The following is a 208-nucleotide window of genomic DNA, read 5'->3' as shown; positions in this document are numbered from 1 at the left end:
TGTATTCCCTGTAAAATCTACGCCTTCGGTTAAAGTCGCGAATACAGAACCACTGGTGATACCTGTATAAGTTACTCCATCAACTACGATATCAAAGGGATCAGTCCCCACCGTCGAGGTAAAGGTCAGGTCTACTGTACTGCCTGCACATATAGGCCCACTATTGCTTATTGTGCCTACCGGTTCAGGGTTAACTACCACATCCGTG

The 208-nt window shown here is 46.6% G+C and carries 1 protein-coding gene; it reads right to left on the bottom strand.

Features of this window, described 5'->3' with window-relative positions:
- Positions 1-208: hypothetical protein (locus E1163_RS29945; RefSeq protein ID WP_185155848.1), on the bottom strand; the 208-nt coding region annotated here is incomplete at both ends.

The organism is Fulvivirga kasyanovii (assembly GCF_009711405.1).
Taxonomy (GTDB): Bacteria; Bacteroidota; Bacteroidia; order Cytophagales; family Cyclobacteriaceae; genus Fulvivirga; species Fulvivirga kasyanovii.
This window is presented reverse-complemented; position numbering and strand designations above follow the sequence as displayed.